At 70.7% G+C, this 4,061-nt stretch carries 3 protein-coding genes and 1 pseudogene; 3 read left to right on the forward strand and 1 reads right to left on the reverse strand.

All coding sequences use genetic code 11. From position 1 onward, the window contains the following. The 3 genes from A9X03_RS09905 to A9X03_RS09915 form a co-directional block, all read left to right on the forward strand. Positions 1-2,711 (forward strand): AAA family ATPase (locus A9X03_RS09905; RefSeq protein WP_068260835.1); only part of this gene is annotated, 2,711 nt, incomplete at its 5' end. Between the two features lie 32 nt (positions 2,712-2,743). Further along, positions 2,744-3,037 (forward strand): hypothetical protein, encoded by a 294-nt coding sequence (locus A9X03_RS09910; RefSeq protein WP_067891764.1) that lies wholly within the window; start codon positions 2,744-2,746, stop codon positions 3,035-3,037. A 51-nt stretch (positions 3,038-3,088) separates the two neighbouring features. After that, positions 3,089-3,928 carry an enoyl-CoA hydratase/isomerase family protein gene (locus A9X03_RS09915; protein WP_067891767.1) on the forward strand — a complete coding sequence of 280 codons (840 nt, stop codon included), beginning with the start codon at positions 3,089-3,091 and terminating at the stop codon, positions 3,926-3,928. On the opposite strand, the pseudogene A9X03_RS30825 reads toward A9X03_RS09915, so the two are convergent. Continuing rightward, a pseudogene (locus A9X03_RS30825) lies at positions 3,923-4,061 on the reverse strand (MBL fold metallo-hydrolase); the annotation flags it as partial. The gene A9X03_RS09915 and the pseudogene A9X03_RS30825 sit on opposite strands and share 6 nt — an antisense overlap.

Below are 4,061 nucleotides of genomic sequence, written 5' to 3' on the forward strand. Positions count from 1 at the left end.
GTTCCCCCGCGTTCATCGCGCCGGAGCTACTCGAAGGCGCCACGCCGACAACCGGTTCCGACGTCTACTCGCTGGCCGCGACGCTGTTCTGCGCGCTGACCGGCCACCCGCCGATGGGCCGGTCGGTTACCGAAATGCTGACGGAACGGGGCGTGCCCGGCGACGTCATCGCCGTGATCGAGACCGGCATGACGCGCGACCCCACGCGCCGGCCGGTCACCGCGCTCGAATACGGCGAGCAGTTGCGCGAGGCGCAACGCCGTCACCGGATCCCCGTCGACACCATGGTCGTGCCGGTAGACCTGGCGGGATCGACAGTCCCGGCGGCCGCATACCGCGCTCGCGAAACCGCGTCGACGCCGCCGGCGCCGGCGACGAAATTCCGTCCCCCCGCCTCGACTCGATCGCTCGTCCCGCGCGACCGCTTGATGGCGCTGCTCCGCGAGGCCGGGCGCCGGCGGCTGATCCTCTTGCACGCGCCGTCGGGATACGGCAAGACCACCCTGGTGGCCCAGTGGCGCGCCGAACTGACCGCCGCCGGCGTGACGGTGGCCTGGCTGACGGTGGACGACGACGACAACAACGTGGTGTGGTTCCTCGCCCACCTGCTCGCCGCGATCCGGCGGGTGCGTCCCGCCCTCGCCGAACCGCTCGAGCAGATGCTCGAACAGCGCGGCGACGAGGCGACCCGCTACGTGTTGACCTCGCTGATCGACGCGATCGACGACCTCGGGGAACCGATCACCCTGGTCGTCGACGACTGGCAGCGGGTGTCCGACCCCCAAGCGATCGACGCCCTGCGCTTCCTGATCGAGCACGGGGGTGATCACCTGCAGATCGTCGTGACCAGCTGGTCGCGCCCCGCCGTGACGTTGAGCAAGCTGCGAGTCCGCGACGAGCTGGTCGAAATCGATTGCGAGAAGCTGCGTTTCGACAATGACGAGGCGCGGTCCCTGCTCAATGACGTCGCGGGGCTGCAGCTGGCCGGAGAGGACGTGGCGGCGCTGACCGCTTCGACGGACGGCTGGGTCGCCGCCCTGCAACTGGCGACGCTGTCCCTGCGGGGCGGCGGCGACGCAGGCGACCTGGTCAGCCGCATGGCCGGCGACGACGAGGCGGTCGAAGAATTCCTCGCCGAGAACGTCCTGGACACCCTGGAGCCCGAGCTGGTCGAGTTCATGATGGCGACCTCGATCACCGAACGAATCTGCGGTGAGCTGGCATCGGTGCTGGCCGAAGTCGGCGGCGGGCACGCCATTCTCGAGGACATCGAGCGGCGCGGCCTGTTCCTGCGCCGCATTGATCATGCCCCGCGATGGTTTCGCTACCACCAGATGTTCGCGGGGTTCTTGCGGCGCCGGCTCGAGCGCGACGATCCCGATCGTCTTGCCGAGCTGCACCACACGGCCTCGGAGTGGTTCGCCGAGCACGACCACATCAGCGAGGCCGTCGACCACGCGCTGGCCGCGGGGGAGACCGCGCACGCGGTCGACCTGGTCGAGCGCCTGGAGACCAGGGCGCTGATCAACCAGTCCCGCATGACGACGTTCCTGGGCCTGGTCGAGAAGCTGCCCCAGCAGCTCGTGGTCTCCCGGCCGCTGTTGCAGCTCGCGTCGGCGTGGGCCAACATCCTGCTGCACCGCAGCGAGGCCACCGAGGCCGCGCTGGAGCGCTTCACCGTCGCGCTGGCCAGGGCGGACCTGCCAGAGGCGAGGCGCGCGGACCTGACCCTGGAAGCCAGCGTGGTGCGGGCGGTGGCCGAGATCTATGCCGACCGGACCGACGGGCTGGAGGAACTGTTGGCCGACGTTGTGTCCCGCGCGGACGAGCTGCGTCCCGTGCTGCCGCAGGCCGCCGCCACCGCGTTGGCGTTCGCGGCGATCTACCGCTTCGATCTGCCGGCCGCGCAGCGACTCCTGGCGTGGGCGGAGCCCTTCAACGAGCAGGTCGGCGCGGTGGGCGCCGTCTACTCGTGCAGCTGGGCCGGCATCGCAGCCCGCCAGCGGCTCGACATCCCGCTCGCGCTGCGCAAGTTCCGCGAGGGTTTCGAGATCGGTTCGGCCGTGGGCTCGCACTCCTACGCGGCCCGCATCGCCGGCGCGGTGCTCGGCGAATTGCTCTACGAGACAGGCGAATTGGACGAGTCGGCCGCGCTGCTGGAGGAGAGCTATCACCTCGGTCCGGAAGGCGGCGGGGTGGACTACCTGGCTGCTCGCTACGTCGTCGGCGCCAAAGTCAAAGCCGCGCAGGGCGATCGCGACGAGGCGATCGGCCGCCTCGACGCCGGGATGGCGGTGGCCGAGAAGCTGCGGCTGCCGCGCCTGGCGGCCGCCATCAACCACGAGCGGGTCAGGCTGGGGCTGAAACTCGAACCCTCGGAGGCCGACCGGCTGCGGACCGCCGGCGACGTGCCCCGGGACGGGAACGGGATCGCCACCGTCACCGCCGAGCTCGACGCGGCCTCCGGCATCCGGCTGCTCGCCCGAAGCCGCGCCCGAGACGACCGCGACCGGGCATGCCGGAACGCCGTCGCGCTGCTGGCCGGCATCGACGCGGCCGCCCGGCCGCTGGCGAACCTGCAGGCCCGCCTGCTGCTGGTCGAAACCCTCACCGCCGCCGGACGTCCCGCCGACGACGACCTCGCGCTGGTGCGTGCCCAGTGCACCCAACACGGATTGCCGCGGCTGCTCATCGACGCCGGCCTCGGCTGACGGCAGACAACACACACAAAGGACGGTGGAGCATGGTAGGCAACCAAGAAGGCATCGCAATCCTGAAACTCGAGTGCCCACAAGGCCATCCCGTCGGGAGGCTGCTCAAGGAGGCCCCCCATCAGGCGGTCGCCTTCGACCCGGGCGCCCAAGTGGGGCCCCGCCGCTTCTGGCCGGACGAAGACGACCAGCCCAGGTTCACCGCTCGATGCCGGTTCTGCGACAAGCCGGTGGGCGAGGCCACGACCGCGCTGCAGAACCAACTGGCCACCCTGATCGACGACGCGTCCGTGGCCAGCGCGACGGCCACGCTGCCGTACCTGTAGGTCGTGGCGGCTACTGTAAGAGCGACAGTAGCGACCGATGAGAGGAATCCCGTGGCCCAGGTTCCCCCGGCCCAGCACGACACCCCCCGCCCGCCGGAGGGGGATTGGCTCGGCACGCCGTATCTCACCCTCGAGCGGCACGGGTCGATCGCGGTGTGCACCATCGACCGCCCCGAAGCGCGCAACGCCCTGAGTCCCGCGATGTACTTCGGGATCCGTTACGCCGTCGGACGTGTCGCGGAGGACCCGGACCTGGCCGGGCTGCTGATCACCGGGACCGGGGACGTGTTCGCGCCCGGCGGTGACATGGGCGGCGGGGGAGCCACCGACAACTGGATCACCTTCGGCGGCGCGCTGGGCATGGACGTCACGCCGTTTGACACGGTGCGCACGTCGGCCAAACCCGTCGTCTCCGCGGTCAACGGCCTGTGCCAGGGCGGCGGGTTCCAGATCGCGCTGTGCAGCGACCTGTCGATCGTCAGCGAACGGGCCACCTTCCGCGTCCCCGAGCTGTTCCGCGGCTACGCCGACACCTACTACAGCCAGATGCTCACCCGCGTCATCGGGCCGGTGCGCACCCGCGACCTGATGTTCACCGGGCGGGTGCTGACCGCCGCGGAGGCCCTGGACTGGGGCCTGGTCACCCGCGTCGTGCCGCACGAGGACCTGCTGGACACCGCGAAAGAGCTACTCGCGCAGTGTTGTCGGACCGCGCCGCGGGCCCGCGGCGTGATCAAGTCGAGCATCGACAGCTACCTGGGTCTCTATGACCGCATCGGCATGACCAGCAGCCTCAGCGACGCCGAGGCCCGCGAGGGTTTCCGCGCGTTCAAGGAGCGCCGTTCACCCGACTGGGTGCACCCCGATCTGCGGGTCGAGGGACGGCTATAGGTCGATCCACTCTCCGTGCGGGGCGACCCGCAGCCGGTCGCCGATCCCGGCCTGGTCGAAGGCCGCCGCGAATTCGCCGGCGCCCTCGCTGAAGTGGGCCCAGCCGTCGACGTGGGCGGGTATGACGACGCGG

The organism is Mycobacterium sp. E1715 (assembly GCF_001667625.1).
Taxonomy (GTDB): Bacteria; Actinomycetota; Actinomycetes; order Mycobacteriales; family Mycobacteriaceae; genus Mycobacterium.